Raw genomic sequence first — 25,420 nt, forward strand, 5'->3', positions numbered from 1 at the left:
ATTTAATGTTTTAAGCTAATTCAAAAGAGTATATCTGTTATAAATATCTTCTTTTACTAAACTTTTCCATTTATCATAGTTCTTTTCCCAAACTAATTGGAATTCCTTATATTCATGCACCTTATCGAACGTCTCTTGATCAGGCCAGTTGGATTCGAAAATGTATTTAAATTGACCTTCTTGACCTTCGGTTTCTTTCCAAAAGTTATAACTAATGTTTTCATATCCTAACTCAGCAACCACTTTATTAAAATCATCCGCAATTGTAGCAATTTCGACATCATTTTCAATATTTTTTAAACTTATAAGGTGAACAGTTCTAAATCCTATTTTTGCGGTTGCGTTGCTTTTAATATATTCTTGTCCCAAAATGGTATCTGGAATTAAAATAATAAACATAAAAATTACAATAACGACCGTATTTAATTTTACCATGATACTTTCCATTTAAGATGTTAGATGTCATACAATATACATAATTTTTAATGAATAATTCACCTTTGTATATGTGTTAATCTTCATATAATGAGTAGGTTATTGATATTTTGACGAGAGCAATTAAGTTGTTCTGAGAATGAAAATAAGGACTAACATCACGTATGCATTATTATGAGTGTCTCAATGATTTCAAAAAAAAAAACCCTGAATTTTATCTTATTAAATTTAGGTGCTTAACCATCACAAGAATCATATGTATATTCAATTGCTAGTTCTAATCTACTTGCGTATATTTCTTCTGCATATTCTATTCGGTTTTTAATTACTAAATAAGTAGCTTTACAATGAATTTATACAGACATAAATACGTTTCTTAAGATTTGCCAGACGAATAATTTCAGCTTAAAAACACTTAATAGATTATAATAAAAATGACATTCATAAACCCTCAAATACAGATAGAAGACTTACCAAATGTTGAAGATGCAGTATTAAAACCAATTTCAAAATCATACTTAAAAATCATAGCACTAAATGGACTGGTAGTGTATAGTCTAATTTTAGGCACTTTGTTTGGGGTGAGGCACTTAATTAAAGAAGACGGTTTTCAGGATAATTTTTGGTACGTGTTTTTTGGAGTTTTAGGACTCTGTATTATCAATTTTATCATTTCCATATTAGCTTTCAAAAAACGAAAGTATGCGGTTCGTGGTCATGACGTTATTTACGCAAAAGGGTTAATTGTACATTCTATAACCACAGTGCCTATTTCTAGAATTCAACATGTTGAAGAATCCCGAAGCTGGTTAGCAAGACAATTCGGCTTATCAACACTAAAAATTTTTACTGCGGGTGAATCTGGTAGTGACTTAAGTATAAAAGGACTTCATCATCTTGAAGCAAAAGGTATTAATGATTTTATAAGCTCAGAGGTTAATGGAAACGACTGATTTCTCACAACCCATAAGGCAATCCGCTAAAGGCATTATTGTAATTTTCGCATTCAATCTTGTTACGTTTGTTAAAAAGTTTTTTGTGCTTTTTATAGCTTTTGGTGTTTCAATACTTCGAAGCAAATCTATTGGCAATGTTACTCCAACAATGATGGTATTGGCAGTAATAGGAGTTTTATTAATTATTCTGATTATCGCTATTTTAAAATATCTCAATTTTAAGTTTTATCTCAGTAAGGATGATTTTCATTTAGCTACAGGAATCATAAATAAGGATAATACAATTATCCCCAAATCAAAAATTCAGAACGTCTATATCAAACAAAATTTTCTGCAACAAATTATAAATGTGGTTTCCGTTAAAATTGAAACTGCAGGTGATAAAAAATCTGAAATTGAAATCAGTGCTTTAGATAAACCAACGGCATTATTATTAAAGAAGAAACTGTTCAGAAAAGCAAGCAGTGTAAGTGAAGAGCTAGAACAATCAGAATCTATTGAAGAACCAGAAGTATTCTTTAAGGTGACTCCAAAACGATTGCTATTAGAGGGGTTATCTCAAAATCATTTTAAGAGTTTTTTATTGATATTTACGTTTGGTTTTGGACTGTATAGTGAATTCAAAGACTTTTTACAAGAATTAGAGTTAGAGAAACATGTTGAAGGCTTAGTAGAATTAGACGAAGCCACTATACTCAATCTAATAATCACTAATGTAATTATCCTAATAGGAGTCGTGTTGATTTCATTTTTATTTTCAGTTGTGAAAACATTTATAATCAACTTTAATCTCGAAGTCGTTGAGCATCAAAAAACAATAGAAATTAATAAAGGTCTTTTTAATAAAGTGTCTTTAAGTTTAACGCCAAGTCGTATTCAGAATTTAGTGATTACCACAAATCGTGTTAAACAGTATTTTGGATTACATACCATAGCTGTAAAGCAAGCTATGGTGAATGTAAAGCAGCAAAAAAACTTCAACATTGTGGCGTTAGAGAAGGAGCAGCTAGATTATCTAGTCAATAAGCTCTTGTCTAATTATAATGACGAACAAGGAGATGTTGCTAAGCCAAGACCTTATTTTATGCGAATTTCAGCTTTAGAAATGTTTCTTTTTGGAGTTGTTATAAATGGTTTATCATTAGCTATTTTTGGCATAGAGATGTTATGGATTAATGCTGTTTTTATGCCTTTGGCAGCGTTGTATGTTTACTTTGCTTATAAAAAAGCCTATTACAGAATTTCTGAAGACTTTGTAACCATAGGAAGTGGTGTCATTGATACCACAACGAATATCCTCGAAATTCATAAAATTCAAAGCGTAAAGCTAAAACAGACTATTTTTCAAAGACCACGAGCTATTGCTTCATTGGTAATTTCAACAGCATCAAAATCTGTAACGATTCCTTATATCTCAAAATCAGAAGCTATATCAATTTATAATCTCTTGTTATATAAGGTAGAATCTCAAGATAGAGATTGGATGTAAAACCGTATTTTTACAACCAGAAAAATGATTATTATATGCTAGTCGATTTTAATACCTTACCAGAAGAATCTAGAGTTTGGATTTATCAATCCAATCGTTCATTTTCAGATGAAGAGTTAGAACAACTTAAAACACAATTAGATACGTTTATAGAAGCTTGGACGGCCCACGGAAAAGATCTAAAAGCAGGTTATAAAATGGTTTACAAACGCTTTATAGTGATTGCAATGGATCAAAGTTTGAATAGTGCAACAGGTTGCTCTATAGACTCTTCTGTTACTTTTATTCAACAATTAGAGAAACAATATGATGTTGACTTAATGGATAAAATGAATGTGTCTTATAAGCAAGGTGAATTTATTGCGTACAAATCATTAATTGATTTTAAAAAAATGGCACAGCAAAAAGCAGTGTCTAAAAATACCGTTGTTTTTAATAATCTAGTGACCAATATTGCAGAATTCAATGAAAATTGGGAAGTGCCTGCAAGTGAAAGTTGGCATAATCGTTTTATTAAATAATACTTCACATTACTAACTTTTATATTTCTAATACATTAGTCACTTTTACGATTCGTAAAAGCTGATTAACAATAAACTTAATAAAGTGGCTACAGACATTTTCTTATTAAATATTTCAGGACAAGATAGACCGGGTTTAACTTCTAGCTTAACAAGTGTTTTAGCAGAATATGATGCTAAAGTTTTAGATATCGGACAAGCTAATATTCATGATACGCTATCGTTGGGGATTATGTTCGAAATTAAAAAGGGTAAAAAATCTTCAGCAGTTCTTAAAGATTTATTGTTTAAAGCTTATGAACTTGGAATTAAAGCCAAATTCACACCCATTTCGCTTGAAGATTATGAGAACTGGGTAAACCAACAAGGTAAAGATCGCTACATCATTACTATTTTAGGAGAAAAATTAGCAGCAGAGCAAATATCTGAAGTTACTAAAATCATTTCAGAAAAGAACTTAAACATCGATTCTATTAAGCGATTAACGGGGCGAGTATCATTAGTAAAAAAGGAAGAATATCCAAGAGCGTCTATTCAATTGTCAATTAGAGGTAAAATAGGAGATAAGTCTGATTTCACTAGAAAATTTATGGAGATCTCGCGAGAGTTAGATGCCGATATTGCGTTTCAAGAAGATAATATTTTTAGACGTAACAGACGTTTGGTTTGTTTTGATATGGATTCAACTTTAATTCAAACCGAAGTTATAGATGAACTTGCAGAACTAGCAGGAGTAGGTGCTCAAGTAAAAGCCATTACCGAATCTGCTATGCAAGGAGAAATAGATTTCAACGAAAGTTTTAAACAACGCATGAAGCTTTTAGAAGGCTTGAGTGAATCCGTTTTACAAGAAGTGGCAGAACGATTGCCAATTACCAAAGGAGCCAAACGCTTAATAGATACATTACATTATTACGGATTTAAGACAGCTATTCTTTCTGGTGGATTTACGTATTTCGGACATTATCTTCAGAAAAAATTAGATATCGATTATGTCTTTGCTAATCAACTTGAGATTAAAGATGGTGCTTTAACAGGTGGTTATCTTGGTGATATTGTCGATGGTAATAAAAAAGCTGAATATCTTCAACAATTAGCGGACGAAATGGGAATTGATATCAGTCAAACCATTGCTGTTGGCGATGGTGCTAATGATTTACAAATGCTTAATCTTGCTGGTTTAGGTATTGCGTTTCATGCAAAGCCTAAAGTAAAAGACAATGCGCAAAGTTCAATTTCTAGCATAGGGTTAGATGGCGTGCTGTATTTATTGGGGTATCATGATCGTCAGATTGATTTGTTATCTTAAACTGAATAATAAAATGTCTATTCCCTAGGTTATAAAAGTATCTTAAAGTCTTTTTACTTCCTCTTAAATATGCTAATTTGGCACAATATTCGTTATGATTTATGTGTTCAACCTATAAACGATAAAAGATTGCTAATGCGTTACCTTGCCCTTATTCTTATATGTACTTGTTTTCAATTTAGTTTTGGGCAAGACCTTTTCAATAATCCACTCCAATCTAAAGATCCTATTCAACAACAGAAATGGGTAGATAGTTTATATACGTCTATGTCTATTGAAGAAAAAATAGGACAACTTTTTATGGTGCAAGTGTTTTCAGATAAAGGAAAAGCACATGAAGTTGGCATCGCTAACTTGATAAATAATCAACATATTGGTGGATTAATTTATTCTAACGGAGGACCAGTGCGCCAAGCAAAATTAAATAACGAATTCCAAGCCGCGTCTAAAATTCCATTGCTAATAGGAATGGATGCAGAATGGGGTTTAAGCATGCGTTTAGATTCTACCTATGCGTTTCCATGGAATATGACACTTGGTGCGATTACGGATAATAAATTGGTAGAACAAGCTGGTAGACAAATAGGAGAACATTGTAAACGTTTAGGGGTGCATTTTAATTTTGCACCAGCAGTAGATATTAATACCAATCCTAAAAATCCAATCATAGGTAACCGTTCTTTTGGTGAGGATAGAGATAATGTTACGGAAAAAGGTTTAGCATTTATGAAAGGCATGCAAAGTGCTGGGACATTAGCCAATGCAAAACACTTTCCAGGTCATGGAGATACAGAAGAGGATTCGCATTTAAAATTACCAACCATTAATTTTAGTGCAAAACGTATCGATTCTATTGAGTTATATCCATACAGAAAGCTTATTAAACAGGGTTTAGCTAGTGTCATGGTTGCGCATTTAAATGTACCGAGTTTAGAGTCGCGTCGCGATTTTCCATCGTCGTTATCAAAACATATCGTTACAGATATTTTAAAAGATAGTTTAGGGTTTAAGGGCTTGATTTTTACCGATGCCCTAACAATGAAAGGTGCTGCAGATTATGTTGAAAAAGGTATAGATGGTATAAGAACTAAGAGTTTAGTAAAAGGAGGCGAAATTGATTTAATGGCATTTTTAGCAGGAAATGATGTGATGCTGATGTCTGAAGATCCGGAAAAAGGAATTGCTAAATTTGTTGAAGCATTTAATAATGGGACTATAAGTGAAGAACGATTAGCACATTCAGTTAAGAAAATATTGATGGCTAAATATAAGGTTGGTTTAAATAATTATTCTCCAATCGGAATTTACAATTTAGTTGATGATCTAAATAGGTTAAAAGACGATTTACTCTATGAGGAACTCATGGAAAACGCCATTACGGTAGTTAAAAATACTAATGAATTATTACCACTTCGAGATTTAGAAACTAAGAAAATTGCATACGTATCATTAGGTGATGATGACGGTTCTGTGTTTTTAGATGAGTTAAAAAAATACACTAAAGTCCACGAGATTAAAGCAGATAAGCTTGATGAAATAATTACAAAACTTCAGAATTATAATACGGTTGTTGTAGGCTATCACAAATCGAATGCTAATCCATGGAAAAGCTTTGAATTTTCGCAAAAGGAAATGGCTTGGTTGTATGAAATAGCAAGAACAAATACAATTGTTTTGGATGTTTTTGCGAGACCTTATGCATTAAACGATTTACTGTCTGTTGAAAATATTGAAGGTATTGTAATGAGTTACCAAAACAGCAAAATAGCTCAAGAAAAATCAGCGCAGCTTATTTTTGGAGCCATTGCAGCAAAAGGTAAATTACCAGTTAGTGCAGGGCAATTTTTTCCTGTTGGAACGGGTGAAAGTTTTAATTCATTATTAAGTTTAAGTTATGGTTTGCCAGAACGTGTTGGTATGGACTCTCAACTTTTAAGTCGAATAGACTCTGTGGCTAACCGAGCTGTTGACGGAAAAATGACACCGGGAATTCAGCTCGTAGTTGCCAGAAGAGGTAAAGTAATTTACAATAAGAATTTTGGGTATCAAACCTATGAGAAAAAGGAAAAGATAGGTTTTGATAATGTTTACGATGTTGCCTCATTGACAAAAATATTAGCGACACTACCCGTATTAATGGAGTTAGAAGAGCAAGGCTCATTATCTTTAGATGATAAATTAAGCAAATTAATACCTGAATATAAAAACACCAATAAGAAAAACGTGACGCTTAAAAAAATGCTGTCTCACTATGCACAACTCAAGCCGTGGATTCCGTTTTATTATGCCACTTTAGATTCTGTAACAAAAAAACCAAATGCTAAATATTACCGAAATTCGCGTATTGAAGGCTTCACTGTGGAAGTCACTAATACACTCTTTATGCGTGATGATTACAAGGATTCTATTCAAAAAGTGATACGTGACAGTGATTTATTATCAAGTTTAAGATATCGATATAGCGATTTACCATATTATATTCTTAAAGATTATCTCGAAGATTTTTATGATAAACCATTAAGCGAAATAGCAGAAGATCGTTTTTATAAATCTTTAGGTGCCAATTATACGACGTATAACCCACGTGATAAATTCAGCTTAAAAAAAATTGTCCCAACAGAAATCGACGATTATTATCGCTACAAAGAAGTACATGGGTATGTACATGATATGGGTGCAGCTATGCAAGGTGGAGTTGGCGGACATGCAGGTGTTTTTAGTAACGCTAATGATGTTGCTAAAATAATGCAGATGTATCTTCAAAAAGGGTTTTATGGTGGTAAGCGCTATCTTAAAAGTGAAACTATAGATAAGTTTAATTACTGTTACTACTGCGCCAACAATAACAGGCGCGGAATAGGATTTGATAAACCTCAGTTAGGCGAAGAAGGTCCAACTTGTGGGTGTTTATCTATGACCAGTTTTGGACACTCAGGTTTTACAGGTACGTACGCTTGGGCTGATCCCGAAGAAGAAATTGTATATGTGTTTTTAGCGAATAGAACGTACCCACAAGCTGGAAAAAATCTATTATTAAGAGAAAATATTAGAACTGATATTCAGCGTTTAATTTATGAGGCGATTATAGATTAAGTTTGAAAGTTGAAAAATTATTAAAGTTGTAAGTTTTCAAATTTATTTAGACTATTAATTAAATTAAAATGTCTGGTTGAGTGCTGTAGAAACCTATTTCAATAGAAATACAAAACTTTTCAACTAAGTACAAATAGACATCATAGATATATTATAAATATGAAAATTGGAATAGTTTGTTACCCAACATTTGGAGGAAGTGGAGTTGTAGCTACTGAATTAGGTTTAGAACTTTCAAAACGTGGTCACGAGATTCATTTTATCACCTATAGTCAACCTGTACGTTTAGAATTGTTGAGTAATAATGTGCATTTTCATGAAGTCCATGTTCCGGAATACCCATTGTTTCTTTATCAACCTTATGAGCTGGCGTTATCGAGTAAATTAGTAGATATGGTAAAATTGCATGGTATAGAGTTATTACATGTGCATTATGCCATTCCTCACGCTTACGCCGCGTATATGGCGCAACAAATGTTAAAAGATGAAGGCATTTTTGTTCCTATCGTAACTACGTTGCACGGTACTGATATTACCTTAGTTGGTAGTCATCCATTTTATAAACCAGCTGTAACGTTTAGTATTAATAAATCTAACGCCGTAACATCTGTTTCTGAAAGTTTGAAGAAAGATACCATGCGATTGTTTGACATAAAACGAGAGATTCACGTGGTGCCTAATTTTATAGATTTAGAAAAGCATACACATAGTTTTACGGATTGCCAACGCGCCATGATGGCAGAAGATGATGAACGGATTATAACACATATTAGTAATTTTAGAGAAGTAAAACGAATCCCGGATGTGATTAAGATTTTCTATAATATTCAAAAGGAATTACCAGCAAAGTTAATGATGGTTGGTGAAGGTCCGGAAAAAGAAGCTGCAGAGAATTTAGTTGAAGAGTTAGGGATAAGTGATCGTGTTATTTTTGTAGGAAACAGTAATGAAATCGATCGTATTTTGTGTTTCAGCGATTTATTTTTGTTACCATCGCAAACCGAAAGTTTTGGTTTAGTTGCACTCGAAGCTATGGCAAGTAGCGTACCGGTAATTTCTACGAATACAGGTGGGTTGCCAGAGGTTAACGAAGATGGTTTTTCAGGTTATTTGAGTGAAGTTAGTGCGATTAATGATATGTCTAAAAATGCTATTAAAATATTATCAGATATCGATACCTTAAATCAGTTTAAAGCCAATGCAAAAGTACAATCTCAGAAATTTGACTTGCACAATATTGTACCGATGTACGAGAAAATATATGAAGACACCTTGAAAGAATTTTTAGTGGTGAACTAAACGGCATTGATTTACTTATAAAATAAAAAAAAGTCTTCCTATTGGGAAGACTTTTTTTGTTTATGCTTAGCATCTTTTGTTTTACCACATTTCACTAACCTCTTGTTTTATATATGCAAGAGCCGCATTACTTGGTGCTGGTTTATCCATAAGTTCAGTTAAAACAACCTCTCTAAGTTTGTCAGCTGTATCTGTTGATTCTTGCATGGCAGCTTTTCTAATCAATTGAATGGTCGCATTTTTTGCAGCTAATGTAATAGACCAACATTGATCGCTTACATAAATCTGTTGCGATAAGTTATGCTCTAATTCTTGTTCTATAGTTGCAATAAGTAAGCTTTCATAATCTGTTTTATTAGAAGACGTAGGGTGAATTCTCGTTAAAAGCTTAGAAGGCGCCACGCGCTCTAAGAAAAGTGATATACGTTCGTAAGCTTGCAAGCGTAATGGAAAGCTTTCTTTTTGCAAATCCTTCTGCAATAAAAATTGTCTTCTTCTATTTTCATTTTCTACATGTTGCTTAAAAAAATAGTAAGCCACTGCACCAACGATAACAGCAGGAGCAATGCTGAAAAGTAACTCGATAATTTTGTCAATATCCATAGTGTAAATTTAGAATACAAACTTAAAACCTTTAAGTCTATTGCACAAACAAAACCGATAATTGAATGAAGTCTGTCTTTCATTCCATGAAGTCGCTTTTAAGGCATATGGTAACGTGCATTTTATAGTGTACGGCTTATTTTGCATAAGCTATTGACTTTTACGTCGTGAAAAGTATCGAATCGTTTTCGATTGCTTACACGAAATAATCTTTTTTTAAAATAATTCTAAAAAAGAAAGAATTAGAGGGTAACAATTTTAATAGTTATTTGATATAACCTCGAACGTCAGTTTTCAATGAGTTAACTGAATTATAAAAAACTAAAATATAATAATTATGAAATCAATTTTAAAAACAATTTTATTACTAGCCATTACACTTACATTATTTAACTGTGATAATGACGATGGCAATGCACCAAACATAAGTGTTTGTAATTATGAAGGACTTACGGCAGATATACAAGGCACCATAACTTTAATACCAGAATCGGACTTAATTACAGATTATTTTCCAAACAATGATGGGCCAGGTATTCCTGCAGTTGAGGTATATCACTCGGTCAGTCCAGGAAGTACATTTGTAGTAACAAGAGCACTTACGGTGGGGGCTGTAGATTCAAGTCCACAAATAGTAATCAATGGTACAACGCATTCAGGTGTGGTAACTTGCCAAAGAGCGGGAAGTGCTGTAGGAGATGAGCTTCGATTAGACATTGTACTAGCCTCAGGTGAAGAGGTAGAATTATGTGTTGTAATTGATTATGTAGCCCCTTAAAAAGCAAATTATGAAATCATTAATAAACACCGTATTGATGTCGATTATAGTACTGACTTTTTTTAATTGTGATAATAACGACGATGCGACGTCAGCAGCTTCAACAGATGGATTTACAATAAATTCAACGTTTCACGAAACTGTAAATGCATACGTCACTATAGATCAATTAGACAGCAATGCAGATGGTAATCCTGATCATTACAACTTTATGTTTACTGATGGAAGAATTACAGATTCTTTTGGAGATGTAGGTCTCGGTTATGCTTATGCCTATTCGGTTAATACCACTTCAAAATTGGCTTTAATAAAAGTATCTGTAGATGATAATCCAAGTTTAGGTTCGGGTTTAATTTCGACAGGTAATACGTATATCGGCTCTAGTTTAAGTACTGGTGTACCTAATTACTCAGCAGATTCTTTAATCGCTCATGATGGAGTGGTTCCCTATTCTTTCGGAACAGAAAATGGAATCGATTATGGTCACCTTCCAGAAACAAGTGGAGTTTGGTATACTGTAGGAACTATAGGGCCGACGGTGATCATAAATGCAATAAACATTGATACAAATGTGCCAGCAAATAGCACAATTGATGTAGACTATACGTTTTTAGCTTCAGATGGCACCTCTATTACAGGGCATTACGAAGGCACTTTAGGAATAATATTAGATTAAAACAATACTATGAAATCATTTTTTAAATCGATGCTTTTAATGGCATTAGTACTCTTGAGTTTTAGCTGCAGTAGTGACGACGATACAATAACACCAACCTTAAATACGAGTGAGTATTTTAAATATTCAATAAATAATGGTCCTGACCGTATTTTTGATGCTTACGCTAGAGGACGGTATGAGCCAAATCCCAATTCTACGTTTGAGAAATTTTATTTTAGAGCAGGTGCGGCAACGGCAGATGGTCCGACTGTTATAGTTGATGCAGATTTTACGTTTCAAGATTTCACGTCATTCACTAATACTACTAATATTAATTGGGGAGTATCGGATGGTCTAACAGCTAATTTTTATTTCACAGAATTAACTCCTGGTCATACGTTTTTGTCTAGCTGGACGGTCATGCCAAGTAATCCTGTTGTGTGCACAATTACCGTGCACCCAGTGAATGTAGGAGACTATATAGAATTTACTTTTCAAGGTGATTATGTACTTGCGACAGATAACTCTGTTCAAGGATCAATAGTAGGAGAGGGTAGAGTGTTAAGAGAGTAAGTGACTTAAATTAATACACTACTATAAAACATGACTCTTATCGGCCTTTTTTAGTCTCGCTATGTAAGCATATTTAATAAAGAAGATAATGGAGAAGTTATTGTTAATTTTAAAAAAGGACAAAATCAGACCTTAATAGTAGAAATTATAGATGATGGAGTGGGATTTGTTAATACCAATAAAAGTCAAAATGGAAAGATAAAGTCGTCTAATGTACTAAAAGATAGACTTCACTTTTTAAACAATTCTAAAAAATGGAATATCTCTTATGCCGAAGAAGAAGTATTTCCAGATCATTTCGAAAAAGGAAATAAGTCAACTTTTATAATTCAAAAACTATGATAGATCAGATAACAGCAGTAATAGTTGATGATGAAATTACTAATATAAAAGGCTTACAGAAAAAAATCAAAAAACTGTTTCCTAGTATTCAGATTATTGGCACTTATCAAAAACCAGAATTAGCTATTAGTGCTATAAAAGAGCAGCAACCACAACTCGTGTTTCTAGATATACAAATGCCTAGAATTAATGGTTTTGAGCTATTAGAGGCTTTAGAGTTGATAAAATTTCAGATGATATTCGTAACGGCTTTTAGCGAATATGCCATAAAAGCATTTAAACAGAATGCCATGGATTATATTTTAAAACCAATAGATGATTCCGATTTAAAGAGCGCAGTTCATAAAGCTTTAGAAGCGATTGAATCACAAAATTCTGTAGAGCAAAACACAAAGCTTTTGCAATTGATTTCAACCATGGTAACTGATAATAATAAGCTCATTGTACCAACTGCCAAAGGTTTATCCTTTATTCCACAAGATGAGGTTCTACATATTGAAGGTTACGAAGGTTACACCAAAATCCACTTAGAAGATAGTACCACATTACTAAGTTCTTATAACTTAGGTAAATTTGCTAAAATGGTATCCTCTGATTTTTTTAAATGTCATAAGTCGCACATTGTTAGCCTCAATAAAGTGAGACATTTTGAAAACGAAGGCTATCTCGTTTTAGAAAATAAAGAACGTGTTCCGATTTCTAGAGCTCATAAAAAAGCGTTTCTAGAGCTATTCAATTAAAGCTGTACTTCAAAATATGACTAAAACAGAATGCAATCTCAATGCGTTGATTAGGAAGTTTCAATAATAAAATTTAAAAAATCGGGTAACAAATATAAGCTTGTTTTTATATAAGGGTGATAATACATTAAAAACACTTTTTAAATAAAACAATATGAAAACAAGACAAGCAATTTCAAAAATTTCACTAGCATTAGTTCTAGTGTTTAGCGTTCTATTTACATCCTGTGAAAAAGAGGAAGGTATAGACATTCCTTCAGGTAATGGTAATAATGAAATAGGTGCTATAGACCAAGGTATAAATATTCAAAGAGATTTTATGGGCAAAATAGTAGATGAATCGTCTATGCCTTTAAGTAATGTAAGTATTGCAATTGGAAACAAAGTAGCGTCAACTGATGCTAATGGTGTTTTTATGATTAGCAATGCACAAGTCAAAGAAAGACAGGCCTATGTAATCGCAGAAAAAGCAGGTTTTATTACAGGCTTAAAAACGGTAGTACCTACAGAAGGTATCAGCAACGTGCAAATTATGCTTGTTGCTAAAAATTTAACAGGTTCTGTGTCTTCAGGAGCAAATAGTGAAGTGTCTTTAACTAATGGCGCTAAAGTAAAGTTCGATGGTGCTTTTAAAGATGAAGATGGAAACGCTTATGCTGGTAATGTTGATGTGTATATGTATCATCTAGATCCTGCACATGCTAATGTATACGATGTAATGCCAGGAAATTTACAAGCCATAAATAGTAATGATGATGAACAATTACTAGAAACGTACGGTATGCTAAACGTGGAGTTAAAAGGAGAGTCTGGACAAACATTAAATATTGCCGATGGTCATGTCGCAGAAATACACATGCCATTAGATCCTGCGCAAAGTGGAATCGCACCTTCAACAATTCCATTATGGCATTTTGATGAGGTCAATGGTTATTGGGTAGAAGATGGTGAAGCCGATTTAATTGGAGGTGTATATATTGGAGACGTTTCTCATTTTTCTTGGTGGAATTGTGATGCGCAATTTCCAACGGTATCATTCTGTTTAAATGTTGTAGATGATACAAACACACCAATTTCTAATGTAAAAGTTACATTAGGAAGAGCTGGAGAGGTTTATCCTAGACAAGGTTTCTCTAATGTAAATGGTGAAATATGTGGATTAATTCCTGCAAACGAAACCATAACGCTAACAGCTTATGATCAGTGTGGAGCAGTCGTGTTTTCAACAATCATAGGCCCATTTTCAACGGATACTAACTATGGCGACATTGTGCTTTCAGGTGCTGTAACCGAAGTAATATCAGGTAACTTAGTAAACTGTAGTAATGCTAATGTTACGGATGGTTATGTGAATTTAAATTACGGAAATCAAGAAGCATTTGTTGAAGTTACTAATGGAGCTTTTGCAATGAATATTATTAAATGTACTTCCATAAATACGTTTTCTTTAGAAGGAATAGATTACGATGCATTGCAATCAACAACCGTTTTGCCTTTTAATTTAAGCACACCTAATGTTGGTAGTATCATGGCTTGTAGTGCGGTTACGGAGTTTATTTCCGTGCAAGTAGATAGTGATCCTGCAGAATATCTTTTAATAGATCTCTATGCGTATCAAGAAGGACCAGTAAACGGTATGTTTGTAGTGTCTAGTCAATCCGAAGATGGTTCAATTGGAGTAGGTGGTGATACAACCACATCAGGTACCTATACAACTCCAGACTTTTGGGTACAATCGTCTATGTTAGATATGGATTATAATGCACCAGATACGCTGCAATTTACTATATCAAATTTTGGACCAATAGGAGGTTATGTCGATATGACTATAACTGGGACCTATACCGATACGAGTGGTGTCGTAAAAAACTTAGCAATCACTATTCATGTTCTAAGAGATAGTTAATAGAAAAAGAAGAATAATACCTAAAGAGCCATTTCATATTTTGAAATGGCTTTTTTTGAGTTAACATAAAATGGGTATTGGTTAATACTTTTAAAAGCGTTTTGGTAAATTCATCCATAATATTTCAGGATAAGATAAAATGACAAAACCAAAATATAAAAAAGCCATCATTGTAATAGCTGTTATTACAATCGTTACTATACTACTATCATTTTTAGCAAATAGTTTTATTGAACAAAAAATAGGAGAGGAGCTTCATAATGTATCCGAATCTACTAAAATCGAATACACATCTATTAATGCTAATATATGGACAGGTAATGTTGAGGTGGAATCGCCAACAATCCTTGTCTCAGGAGAAACAACCAACAAAACCATTTTAGACGCAAAACTTAAATCTATAGAGATCAATGATGTTGGATATTGGGATTTGCTTTTTAATGATAAAATAACCATTGAATCTCTTATAATCGATGAGCTTGTTGCAAAATACAAACATAATTCAGTCGTGAAGAATGAGGATTACCAAAGTAGTTTTCTGGATAAAATTAATCAAGTTATTCATGCGGAAAAAATCGCCATTAATAAGGCCGATGTTTTAATAACGAATTATGAAAGTGACGCTTTAATTTTAAGTATTCCTAATCTTAATTTCGAAGTATTAGACTTTCAAATTAACCCGAAAGCTTCAAAAGCAAATAAGAAAATCACCTATACTGATTTTGAGTTAAATGCCGAAAATGTAAAATGGGCGACCAATACGTATGATGATCTCATGGTAAATGTTATGCATGTTACTAATCATAAAGCGACATTTAAAAATTTTCAACTAAAAACAAAATATTCCAAAGCGGAGTATTCAACAGTTTTAAAAACGGAGCGCGATCATTTCAACCTGAATGTGAAAGAAATTAATATCTTGGATATGGATTTTGGCTTTAATACGAATGATGCCTTTTACTTTACTTCAAAAAAGTTAGATTTAATTGCACCTGTAGCAGAAATATACAGAGATAAATTAGTTGCAGACGATTTAACGTACAAAGCACTCTATGGAACGTCACTCAGAGATTTGACTTTTGATTTAGGCTTAGATATGATTGAAATTACCGACGGAAGTATTTCATATCTAGAAAAAGTGAATGCCGAAGAACAAGCAGGACGTTTAGATTTTACAAACCTAAATGCCACATTTGCGAAATTAGGGAACACCTTTGGCAACGATGATACAAGTATTGAAATACAAACCACTTTTATGAATGATTCTCCTTTAAAAGTGAATTGGAATTTTAAAGTTGCTGACACTACGGACCAATTTACATTTAAAGCCGATTTAGGGTTTTTTAATGCGAAACAAATGGATCAGTTTACACAACCAAATCTTTATGTTGATTTAAATGGAGAATTACAACAAACCTACTTCACTATTAGCGGCAATCCAAGAACGTCTCGTATCGATATCAAAATGAAATATGATGATTTTGAAGTTTCAATTTTGAAAAAAGATGGCAAGGAAAAGAACAAATTTTTATCTAGCATCGTTAATCTATTCGTTTCAAAAGATAGTGAAGATGATAAAAAGAATTATCGCTATGGCCAATCCAAAAATGTAGAACGTCAAACCAACAAATCTGTATTTAACTTTATATGGTTAAATGTTAAAGCGGGCTTACTTTCTGCAATCGCAGGAGGTGGTGAACAAAAGACAGATTAATTGTGATTTAAATAATCTAATGTCAGTTGTGTGAAAGCTTTTACACCAAGAAGCATACTACTATCATCAATTTTAAAATCAGGAGTATGATGCGGAAATGATTCCGCAGTACCAGGTGTCATTCCTCCTAAGAAAAAGTAAACACCAGGCACAACTTCTTGAAAGTATGAAAAATCTTCACCACCAGTTGTTGCTTTTATAATTGAAACATTAGAGTCTCCTGCTGCTTTTTGTAAAGAAGGTAATACTTGTGCGGTTAAATCAGGATCATTATATGTAATAGAGGTGAAATTTTGAAATGTAATAGAAGCCTCACCACCATAAGCTTTAGCAATGGTCTCCACCATTTCCGTCATTCGCTTTTCAATGTGAACACGCATTTTCGGATCTAAAGTCCTAACGGTTCCAATCATTTCTGCTGATTCCGGAATAATATTAAATCGTGTGCCAGACGTAATTTTACCAACAGTAATTACCGCAGCCTCGTTAGTAAGATCCGATTCTCTACTAATAATGGTTTGCAAACCATCAATTATTTTTGCTGAAATCAATATAGGATCAACACCAGACCAAGGTTGAGAGCCATGCGTTTGTTTTCCCTTTACATCAATGACAAATCGCTCTACTGCAGCCATAATGCCACCTGTTTTATAAGTTATAGAGCCAACAGGAGTTCCAGAATCAATATGAAGTCCGAATATGGCATCTACTTTAGGATTTTCTAAAACACCTTCTTTAATCATTAATTTTGCTCCGCCTTCTTCTCCTGGAGGCGGTCCTTCTTCTGCGGGTTGAAAGATAAATTTTATAGTTCCTTTTATTTTGTCTTTATGTTTAGATAATACTTCGGCTGTAGCCATTAAAATAGAAATGTGGGTATCGTGTCCACAAGCATGCATCACTCCTGTTTCGGTATTTAAAAAGGTGGTTTTTACTTCAGACTTAAATGGTAAATCGTTTCGTTCTGTAACAGGTAATGCATCGATGTCCGCTCGTAAGGCGATAACTTTTCCGGGTTGGTCACCTTTTAAAATCGCCACAACTCCCGTTTTCGCAATACCAGTTTCAACGTCTAATCCTAAAGATTTTAAATGTTCTGCTATTTTTTCAGCCGTTTTAAATTCTCTATTTGATAATTCGGGATTCTGATGAAAATGATGTCTCCAGGCTATCATTTTGTCTTCAATAGCATTGATGTCGCTTTCTAAAGAGTTTTGAGCATTAGAAAACAGGGATAACAAGACGAGGAGTACAGATAAATTTTTCATGGAATAAATATTTCTACTAAGATATTGAATTTTAATAAACTACAATTTTTAATAGTTTGTTTATAATTTATGGCATTTCCATGAGGTAAACTATAAGACTATCCGTAATTTTACTCCTTCAAAAAAATTTAACTTGGAAAAGTATCTTAGTCAACTTAATGAGGCTCAATTAGAACCTACAATTCAGGTCAATGGACCAATGATTATCATTGCTGGTGCAGGTTCTGGTAAAACTCGTGTGCTTACTTATCGCATCGCTTATTTAATGAGTAAGGGTATCGATTCGTTTAATATTTTAGCATTAACCTTTACAAATAAGGCCGCTAAAGAAATGAAAGGTAGAATCGCTGATATTGTTGGAGATGAAGCTAAAAACCTTTGGATGGGAACTTTTCACTCTGTTTTTGCCAAGATTTTACGTTTTGAAGGGCATCATTTAGGTTACCCAAGCAATTTTACGATTTACGATACACAAGATTCGCAAAAATTAATGGGTGCGATTATTCGAGAAATGGGACTCGATAAAGATCTTTATAAAACGAAGCAAGTCTATAGTCGAATCTCATCTTATAAAAATAGCCTCGTTACTGTAAAAGCTTATTTTAAAAACCCAGAACTTATGGAAGCTGATGCTATGGCAAGGCGACCAAAAATGGGAGAAATATACAAGGAATACGTAGATCGTTGTTTTAAAGCAGGCGCTATGGATTTTGACGATTTATTATTGAGAACCAATGAGCTACTTACACGTTTTCCTAATGTGTTAGCGCAATACCAAGATAAGTTTCGTTATATTTTAGTAGATGAGTATCAGGATACTAACCACTCGCAATATTTAATTGTAAGAGCTTTGGCAGATCGTTTCCAGAATATTTGTGTGGTAGGAGATGATGCGCAAAGTATCTATGCCTTCCGTGGTGCAAATATTAATAACATCATGAATTTCCAAAAAGATTATGATGGTGTTAAAATGTTCAGATTAGAACAGAATTACCGTTCGACTAAAAATATTGTCGGTGCTGCAAACTCAGTCATTGAGCATAATAAAACCAAGATCGATAAAATAGTTTGGACAGCTAATAACGAGGGAGAAAAAGTAATTGTTCATCGTGCAATGACAGATGCTGATGAAGGGCGTTATGTTGCAAGTACAATTTGGGAAACTAAAATGAACAACCAACTTCCCCATAGTGAATTTGCTGTTTTATATCGTACCAATGCGCAATCTAGAGCAATTGAAGACGCATTAAGAAAAAGAGATCTTCCATACCGAATTTATGGAGGCTTATCGTTCTACCAACGAAAAGAAATAAAAGACGTTACCGCTTATTTACGTCTTATTCTTAATTCTGCAGATGAAGAAGCACTAAAACGTGTTATTAATTATCCTGCTAGAGGAATTGGGCAAACAACTATCGATAGATTAGTAGTTGCAGCAAATGCAAGCGGAAGAACAATCTATGACCTCATTAAAAACATAGATTCCGTTTCTATAAATATTAATGGTGGTACAAAAAATAAGTTACGAGATTTTGTAACACTTATTGAAAGTTATAAAGTGATGAATCAGACCGCAAATGCGTTTGATTTATCAGAACATGTAACTAAAACCAGTGGGTTAATTAGAGAGCTTAGCAAAGATGGTACTCCAGAAGGTATTACCAAAATTGATAACGTTCAGGAATTACTAAATGGTATTAAGGATTTTGTTGAAGGCCAAATGGAATTAGCAGATGCAGGAGATTCGCTAGCCGAATTTTTAGAAGATGTCGCTTTGGCAACCGATTTAGACGGTGATAAAGGTGATCCAGATCATGTGGCTTTAATGAGTATACACATGGCAAAAGGCTTAGAATTTGGACATGTTTTTATTGTTGGTATGGAAGAAGATTTATTTCCAAGTGCCATGAGTATGAATACAAGAAGTGAACTAGAAGAAGAACGTCGATTATTTTATGTAGCTTTGACCCGAGCAGAGAAACAAGCCTATTTAACCTATACACTATCACGTTACCGATGGGGAAAATTGATAGATGCAGAGCCTAGTCGTTTTATTGAAGAGATAGATGAAGAGTTTGTAAACATCGTGACTCCTCTAAAAGAACGATTTAATCCAATGTTAGATGCGTCTATATTTGGAGATATTGAACCTAACAGAGTGAGGTTCGCAAAACCTAAAACAGCAAAACTTCAGAAAAAAGAATCCATGAAGACCATGAAGAAACCTGAGAAATTTATTATCAGCACCCCAAAAAAGTTAAAACGCGTAAAACACGCAAAAGTTAGTGACGCTTCTAATGTGGTCGATACTAAACTTACCGTAGGTAATACCGTAAATCACCAACGTTTTGGTCGTGGGGAAGTTATTAAATTAGAAGGATCTGGCGCTGATGCTAAAGCTGAAATTAAATTTCAGAATGGTGTTACAAAGAATCTACTCTTGCGCTTTGCAAAGCTTGAAATCTTAAGAACAAAACAAGACTAAAGGTACGTTTCTATAAACACTTTTAGTTTTAGGGTTGTATCTAATAAGTTGAGACCTGTCCATCCGTGTCCTTCATTAGGGTACAGTGTAAATTGGTGTGTAACGTTAAGCGATTCTAGTTTATCTCGCATAGCAGTGCCTTGAGTTGTTGGAATCAATGGGTCTTCTCCGCCATAAAATAATATAGTTGGAGGCGATGTCGCTGTGACTCTATGATACGGGCTAATTTCTTCTAAAAAATCTGCTGAGGTATCAATTCCAAAAGTATTTAATAACTCTTGAAGCACTACATTAGTGTTATTTAAGTAGGCAGGATCTGTTAAGTTTGTTGGGCCAACAATACTACAAACCATTTTTACTTGATTTTCGGTATCAAATCCATAACTCCATAATAAGGATAAATGTGCACCAGCGCTAACTCCTACAAATCCTAAGTTATTTGAAATGGTATAATGTGCTTCGTTATTTTTTAGATAATTAATAACCCTTGTAATATCATTAATCTGCATTGGGTAAGGTGAGTTGCTTTCATCTGCTAATCGGTAATTGATGTTTACAATAGCATAGCTCGGCATTTGATCTTTAATAAAATTCTTAAAATCATTCATTTCTGTTTTATCTCCAGAAGTCCAACCTCCTCCATGAACCAAAACAATTGTTTTAGTATCCGTTGTGCGGTTTGCTGGTAAATACAAATCAAAAACCTGTTCGTCATCATTGCCATAAGAAATATTAAGTTCTTCATAGGATTCTGCTGTGTTTAAAGGAGCTAATCCATCATCATCCGAAGGTTCCGAAGCGCAAGACATCACTGTTGAAATTGACATCAAAACAATGAATACAAGTTTTAAATACTTCATATTGAAAAAAATATAGTTACTTTGTATAACGTATTTGAAAGATACATATTATGGCAGAGTTTATTAAAATATATCCAGAAAATCCGAATCCGAAAGAGATTCAAAAAGTAGTTAAAGTTTTAAAAAATGGTGGATTAATTATTTATCCTACCGATACCGTTTATGGTTTAGGTTGCGATATCACCAATATAAGAGCTTTAGAGCGCATAGCTAAAATAAAAGGAGTAAAGCTAGAGAAGTCTAATTTCTCATTCGTTTGTGAAGACTTAAGTAATTTAAGTGACTACGTAAAACAAATTGATACCACAACTTTTAAAATTCTGAAACGTGCCTTACCAGGACCCTACACTTTTATTCTACCAGGATCTAAAAACTTACCAAATCCATTCAAAAAACGAAAAACTGTCGGAATCAGAGTTCCTGATAATTCTATAGCATTGGCAATAGTTGCCGCTTTAGGTAATCCAATCGTTTCGACATCTATAAGAGATGAAGATGATGTTTTAGAATACACTACAGACCCAGAGTTAATCCTTGAAAAATGGGATAATTTAGTCGATTTAGTTATTGATGGTGGTTACGGAGATAATGAAGCCTCAACTATTATCGATTTATCCGAAGAAGAACCAATAGTAGTAAGGGAAGGTAAGGGAAGCTTAGAGATTTTTTAAGCCGTTTTATAATTTGTTCGTATGGGTTTCTTCACACTATAGAATAAAACCAACCCAATAATTCCGGTTACGAAAAAACCTATAAATAATGGTAATACAGAGGTTTTTACGAAACTACCAATATAGTTAGCGATTGGTACAGCCATTATGGTAGATATAAAACCATTAAGCGCAGAGCCTACACCAGCAATATGTCCCATAGGTTGCATAGCTAAAGCTCTATAATTTCCAAATAAAAACGCGACACTTGCAAATTGAAGCATTAAAAATAGAATGAGTATTTCTATTGGTGGATTTATACCAGACCAGAATATAATGACATAAGTTAAAGAGTTAATCACAAATACCAATAAGGCAATATTTACCAAATTCCACATGCCAAAACGCATTACAATCGCACTATTTAAAAACGTTGCGAGACCAATAGTTACCGCTAAACTGGCAAAAATATAAGGGAACATATCTCCCAAATCATACTGCACTTGAAAAATTTGTTGCGATGTGCTTAAATAAACCATAAAAGACCCTGTGGCCAATCCTGAAAGTAAGGTGTAGATAACAGCAGATTTAATTCTAAAGAACGTAATGGCACCAGATTTAAATATGGCTAATCGAAATGTTTTCTGATATTCTTTATGAAGTGTTTCGGGTTGGCGTCTCCAAAACCATAGCATAATGAAAGAGCCAAAGATAAGGTTCACAATGAATATAGATTGCCATCCAAAATGCCCTAATAAAAACTGACCTAACATGGGTGCTATAACAGGGACTAAAATAAAAGTCATAGTTACCACAGATAGAATTTTCGCCATGTGATCGCCTTCGTAAGAATCTCTTACAATAGCAATACTCATAGTTCTAGGAGATGATAACCCTACACCTTGAAGAACTCTTCCAAAAAGCATAACTTCAAAATTCCTTGTGGTAATACATATAATAGACGCAATTATAAACACGCCAAAACCAAAATAAACCATTGGTTTTCGTCCAAAACTATCTGACAATGGTCCAAAAACAAGTTGTCCAAATCCCAGTCCCAAAAATATGGAGGTAATAAGCTTTTGGTTTTCAGTTTCATTCACACTGCTTAAATATTCACCAATTTCTGGCAATGCAGGTAAAAGTGCATCAATAGATAAAGCAACAATAGACATCAATGCTGCCATTAATATTACAAATTCTAATTGCGATCTTTTTTCATTTTTCATGCCGCAAAAGTAAATTAAATATTGTCTATTTTTGGTGAGAAGTTACCCTAAAATCAGATATTAATATTTAATAAATACAAATAATGCTAACCCAAACATTACTAGAGTTATTTACAAGAGATCTTAATCTTTTAACTGAAGAAATTAGACAATATAAGAATGAATCTAATTTATGGAAAACAGAAGGTTTAATAACTAACTCGGCAGGAGGTCTATGTCTTCATCTTATAGGAAATCTTAATCATTTTATTGGTGCAATTATTGGAGGCACTGGCTATGTAAGGCAACGAGAATTAGAATTTACCTTAACAGATGTTCCTAAAATGGAATTGATTAAGCAAGTTGAAGATACTCTTGATGTAATAGACCGAACATTAAAAAAATTAACCGAAGCAGATTTACAAAAAGAATATGAGCTTCAGGTATTTAAAAAACCAATGAGCACGGAATACTTTTTAGTTCATTTGTCTACACATTTGTCTTATCATTTAGGGCAAATTAACTATCATAGACGACTTCTAGATTAAAATTAAATTTGAATTTATCGTATATCGGATTAAGAGAATTGTAAGCGTATCTTTGCACAAACACTGACTGTAAAATGCAACATTTAAAAGAGGCACCTAAACGATCTAAAACAGATAAGCCAAAAGTAACAATGAAATCGGCTTTTAAGACCATTATTTGGCCAAGACGAAAATTAGTGTTTATAGGTTTAGTACTTATTGTTATACGCAGTTTATCTGGTCTTATTTTGCCATGGCAAAGTAAAGTGTTGTTAGATGACGTGGTGCCAAACAAAGATTTTGATGGACTTTATGCACTAATTGGTATTGTAATCGTAGCAATTTTAGTGCAATCAGTAACCTCATTTTTATTAACTAGAATCTTAAGTGTACAAGCTCAATATTTAATATCAGAATTACGAGCACAAGTACAAAAGAAAGTCCTTTCACTGCCTATTAGCTTTTTTGATAATACAAAATCAGGAGCATTAGTGTCTCGTATTATGAGTGATGTTGAAGGAGTGCGAAATTTAATAGGTACAGGTTTAGTTCAGCTCGTTGGAGGTTCTTTTACAGCTATTGTCTCTTTGGTAATTTTAATAAAATTAAATGCTTGGATGACCTTATTTGTCTTTGTGCCACTTTCATTATTCGGAATTGTAGCCTTAAAAGCTTTTAAATACATACGACCAGTATTTAGAAATCGAGGAAAAATTAATGCAGAAGTCACAGGTAGATTAACAGAAACATTAGCGGGAGTTAGAGTTATAAAAGCATTTAATGCAGAAGAACAAGAAAACAAAACTTTCGAAATAGGTGTAGAGCGTTTATTTCAAAATGTAAAAAAGAGTTTAACTGCAACAGCTTTAATGACGAGTTCTTCAACGTTTTTAATTGGAGTTGCAACTACAGGAATAATGGGAATTGGTGGCTATTACATGATTGAAGGTAGCATGACCACAGGTGAATTTTTGTTTTTCACTTTAATTCTAGGTTTTATGATTGCTCCAATTGTACAAATGAGTAACATTGGTAGCCAATTAACAGAGGCTTTAGCAGGCTTAGATCGTACTGAAGAATTAATGAATCTAGCAGCTGAAGACGAACAGGAAGACCGCACCATAGAGCTAGAAACTATGAAAGGCGATATAAAATTTGATAATGTATCGTTTGCTTATGAAGAAGGAAAACCTGTCTTACATAATATAAATTTTGAAGTACCATCTGGAGCTGTAGTAGCATTGGTTGGCAGTTCTGGTTCTGGTAAATCAACAATTGCTGGTTTGTCAGCAACATTTTTAAATCCAGAATCTGGAAAAATTACTATAGATGGTGAAGATTTGTCTAAAGTGAAACTGAGTAGTTTTAGAAAAAACTTGGGAGTGGTTTTACAAGATGAATTTTTATTTGAAGGCACCATAAGAGAAAACATTATGTTTCCTAGACCTAACGCAACTGAAGCACAATTGTTAAACGCAGTAAAAGCAGCCTACGTAAATGAGTTTACCGATCGTTTTGATGATGGTTTAGAAACCTTAATAGGCGAACGTGGTGTGAAATTGTCAGGAGGACAAAGACAGCGTATAGCTATCGCTAGAGCGATTTTAGCAGATCCTAAGATTATTATCTTAGATGAAGCAACGTCTAATTTAGATACAGAAAGTGAAGGCTTAATTCAGAAAAGTTTATCAGAATTAACTAATGATAGAACTACTATAGTTATCGCTCACCGTTTAAGTACCATTAAAAAAGCAGATCAGATTTTAGTGATAGAAAACGGACGTATTGCAGAAAGAGGTACTCATGATGAGTTACTTGAAGCAAAAGGACGTTACTACGATTTATATACGTTTCAGGCTAAGATTTAAGTAATTATAGAAAATGGTTTGAATTCAAAATGATATACAAAGGGGGAAAATCTCAAAAGTTCCATTGTAAATTCAATCTATTGTATTCACGTATTTGTATTTGATTATTGTCAATAACTTATATAATATCAGTGATTT

At 33.5% G+C, this 25,420-nt stretch carries 21 protein-coding genes; 16 read left to right on the forward strand and 5 right to left on the reverse strand.

Features of this window, described 5'->3' with window-relative positions:
• Positions 1-15: 15 nt before the first annotated feature.
• The gene (locus BLT80_RS16170) at positions 16-435 is read right to left on the reverse strand and encodes a hypothetical protein (RefSeq protein WP_139181090.1); all 420 of its coding nucleotides are present in this window, start codon (positions 433-435) and stop codon (positions 16-18) included.
• 434 nt (positions 436-869) lie between these two features.
• On the opposite strand from BLT80_RS16170, the gene BLT80_RS16175 reads away from it, so the two are divergent.
• From BLT80_RS16175 to bshA, 6 genes are all read left to right on the forward strand, one after another.
• Positions 870-1,388 carry a PH domain-containing protein gene (locus tag BLT80_RS16175; RefSeq protein WP_092469876.1) on the forward strand — a complete coding sequence of 173 codons (519 nt, stop codon included), beginning with the start codon at positions 870-872 and terminating at the stop codon, positions 1,386-1,388.
• Positions 1,375-2,880 carry a PH domain-containing protein gene (locus BLT80_RS16180; RefSeq protein WP_092469878.1) on the forward strand — a complete coding sequence of 502 codons (1,506 nt, stop codon included), beginning with the start codon at positions 1,375-1,377 and terminating at the stop codon, positions 2,878-2,880. Before BLT80_RS16175 ends, BLT80_RS16180 begins: the two co-directional genes overlap by 14 nt.
• A gap of 35 nt (positions 2,881-2,915) precedes the next feature.
• Positions 2,916-3,401, forward strand: a complete 486-nt coding sequence (locus BLT80_RS16185) for an ABC transporter ATPase (protein ID WP_092469880.1) — start codon at positions 2,916-2,918, stop codon at positions 3,399-3,401.
• An 85-nt stretch (positions 3,402-3,486) separates the two neighbouring features.
• Positions 3,487-4,710 carry a phosphoserine phosphatase SerB gene (gene serB / locus BLT80_RS16190; RefSeq protein WP_092469882.1) on the forward strand — a complete coding sequence of 408 codons (1,224 nt, stop codon included), beginning with the start codon at positions 3,487-3,489 and terminating at the stop codon, positions 4,708-4,710.
• A gap of 135 nt (positions 4,711-4,845) precedes the next feature.
• Positions 4,846-7,803, forward strand: coding sequence for a serine hydrolase domain-containing protein (locus tag BLT80_RS16195; RefSeq protein ID WP_092469968.1), 2,958 nt, complete (start codon positions 4,846-4,848; stop codon positions 7,801-7,803).
• Between the two features lie 159 nt (positions 7,804-7,962).
• Positions 7,963-9,102, forward strand: a complete 1,140-nt coding sequence (gene bshA / locus BLT80_RS16200; protein WP_092469884.1) for an N-acetyl-alpha-D-glucosaminyl L-malate synthase BshA — start codon at positions 7,963-7,965, stop codon at positions 9,100-9,102.
• An 81-nt stretch (positions 9,103-9,183) separates the two neighbouring features.
• On the opposite strand, the gene BLT80_RS16205 is transcribed toward bshA, so the two are convergent.
• Entirely contained in the window at positions 9,184-9,705 is a 522-nt protein-coding gene (locus BLT80_RS16205) for a DUF7935 family protein (protein WP_092469886.1), read from the reverse strand.
• Positions 9,706-10,042: 337 nt separating this feature from the next.
• Here BLT80_RS16205 and BLT80_RS16210 point away from each other — a divergent pair, with 337 nt between their 5' ends.
• From BLT80_RS16210 to BLT80_RS16240, 6 genes are all read left to right on the forward strand, one after another.
• Positions 10,043-10,483, forward strand: a complete 441-nt coding sequence (locus tag BLT80_RS16210; RefSeq protein ID WP_092469888.1) for a hypothetical protein — start codon at positions 10,043-10,045, stop codon at positions 10,481-10,483.
• 10 nt (positions 10,484-10,493) lie between these two features.
• On the forward strand, positions 10,494-11,159 hold the full coding sequence (locus tag BLT80_RS16215; RefSeq protein WP_092469890.1) for a hypothetical protein: 666 nt from the start codon (positions 10,494-10,496) through the stop codon (positions 11,157-11,159).
• Between the two features lie 9 nt (positions 11,160-11,168).
• Positions 11,169-11,714 (forward strand): hypothetical protein, encoded by a 546-nt coding sequence (locus tag BLT80_RS16220; protein ID WP_139181091.1) that lies wholly within the window; start codon positions 11,169-11,171, stop codon positions 11,712-11,714.
• A 338-nt stretch (positions 11,715-12,052) separates the two neighbouring features.
• Positions 12,053-12,796, forward strand: a complete 744-nt coding sequence (locus BLT80_RS16230; RefSeq protein WP_245710282.1) for a LytR/AlgR family response regulator transcription factor — start codon at positions 12,053-12,055, stop codon at positions 12,794-12,796.
• 154 nt (positions 12,797-12,950) lie between these two features.
• Positions 12,951-14,702, forward strand: coding sequence for a hypothetical protein (locus BLT80_RS16235; RefSeq protein ID WP_092469896.1), 1,752 nt, complete (start codon positions 12,951-12,953; stop codon positions 14,700-14,702).
• Between the two features lie 139 nt (positions 14,703-14,841).
• Complete coding sequence (locus BLT80_RS16240; protein ID WP_092469898.1) at positions 14,842-16,416, forward strand: hypothetical protein; 1,575 nt, start codon at positions 14,842-14,844, stop codon at positions 16,414-16,416.
• On the opposite strand, the gene BLT80_RS16245 is transcribed toward BLT80_RS16240, so the two are convergent.
• Positions 16,413-17,684 carry an amidohydrolase gene (locus BLT80_RS16245; protein WP_092469900.1) on the reverse strand — a complete coding sequence of 424 codons (1,272 nt, stop codon included), beginning with the start codon at positions 17,682-17,684 and terminating at the stop codon, positions 16,413-16,415. The two genes, BLT80_RS16240 and BLT80_RS16245, sit on opposite strands and share 4 nt — an antisense overlap.
• Before the next feature lie 133 nt (positions 17,685-17,817).
• Here BLT80_RS16245 and BLT80_RS16250 point away from each other — a divergent pair, with 133 nt between their 5' ends.
• Complete coding sequence (locus BLT80_RS16250) at positions 17,818-20,169, forward strand: ATP-dependent helicase (protein WP_092469902.1); 2,352 nt, start codon at positions 17,818-17,820, stop codon at positions 20,167-20,169.
• On the opposite strand, the gene BLT80_RS16255 is transcribed toward BLT80_RS16250, so the two are convergent.
• Positions 20,166-21,029 carry an alpha/beta hydrolase gene (locus tag BLT80_RS16255; RefSeq protein ID WP_092469904.1) on the reverse strand — a complete coding sequence of 288 codons (864 nt, stop codon included), beginning with the start codon at positions 21,027-21,029 and terminating at the stop codon, positions 20,166-20,168. The genes BLT80_RS16250 and BLT80_RS16255 overlap by 4 nt on opposite strands.
• Before the next feature lie 50 nt (positions 21,030-21,079).
• Between BLT80_RS16255 and BLT80_RS16260 the strand changes: the two genes are divergently transcribed.
• On the forward strand, positions 21,080-21,700 hold the full coding sequence (locus BLT80_RS16260; protein WP_092469906.1) for an L-threonylcarbamoyladenylate synthase: 621 nt from the start codon (positions 21,080-21,082) through the stop codon (positions 21,698-21,700).
• On the opposite strand, the gene BLT80_RS16265 is transcribed toward BLT80_RS16260, so the two are convergent.
• The gene (locus tag BLT80_RS16265; protein ID WP_092469909.1) at positions 21,697-22,908 is read right to left on the reverse strand and encodes a multidrug effflux MFS transporter; all 1,212 of its coding nucleotides are present in this window, start codon (positions 22,906-22,908) and stop codon (positions 21,697-21,699) included. The genes BLT80_RS16260 and BLT80_RS16265 overlap by 4 nt on opposite strands.
• Positions 22,909-22,991: 83 nt before the next feature.
• Here BLT80_RS16265 and BLT80_RS16270 point away from each other — a divergent pair, with 83 nt between their 5' ends.
• Positions 22,992-23,435, forward strand: a complete 444-nt coding sequence (locus BLT80_RS16270) for a DinB family protein (RefSeq protein WP_092469911.1) — start codon at positions 22,992-22,994, stop codon at positions 23,433-23,435.
• 74 nt (positions 23,436-23,509) lie between these two features.
• Positions 23,510-25,282, forward strand: coding sequence for an ABC transporter ATP-binding protein (locus BLT80_RS16275; RefSeq protein ID WP_092469913.1), 1,773 nt, complete (start codon positions 23,510-23,512; stop codon positions 25,280-25,282).
• Positions 25,283-25,420 lie beyond the last annotated feature (138 nt).

It is taken from the genome of Winogradskyella thalassocola (assembly GCF_900099995.1).
Classification (GTDB): Bacteria; Bacteroidota; Bacteroidia; order Flavobacteriales; family Flavobacteriaceae; genus Winogradskyella; species Winogradskyella thalassocola.